The 431-nt window shown below is 67.1% G+C and carries 1 protein-coding gene; it reads left to right on the forward strand.

Annotation, left to right across the window (positions count from 1 at the left end):
- The coding region (locus tag RNC47_RS37055) for a hypothetical protein (RefSeq protein WP_311605267.1) at window positions 1-192 on the forward strand (192 nt) is incomplete at its 5' end.
- Window positions 193-431 lie beyond the last annotated feature (239 nt).

A 431-nucleotide genomic window follows, 5' to 3' on the forward strand; every position in this document is an offset into this window, starting at 1 on the left:
TGGGAATCCGGCGACGAGGACATCACGGCGACCGTGTACACGATCGATGGTCCCGAGCGGGTCAAGGCTCCGCTGGCCGAACTGCCGCTCGTGGTTGTGCCCGACCGGCGTGAGGTCAAGATCGCCAAGCTCGAGTCGCGGATCGCCGAACTCGAGGCGCGTTACGGCGAGAAGGTCAGCAAGCTCACCTGACATCGGTGGTGGCGGTCGCACAACCGGGGCCGCCACCGCCGTTTCGACCAACCCAAAAGTGCAAGTATTCGCGATGAACGTGAGAACCCGTGTCGCCGCTGCGCCCAGCGGGCGCACGCGGCCGCTGCTGATCAACGAGCACGACTACTCCACCGCCGTGATACGGCAGGGTGTGCCGATCCCGTGGACCGACACCACCCTGGCGGCCGGGCACTTCGGGCAGGTGCGCGGTCTGCTCG

This window comes from Streptomyces millisiae (assembly GCF_031845425.1).
In the GTDB taxonomy this organism is placed as follows: domain Bacteria; phylum Actinomycetota; class Actinomycetes; order Streptomycetales; family Streptomycetaceae; genus Streptomyces; species Streptomyces millisiae.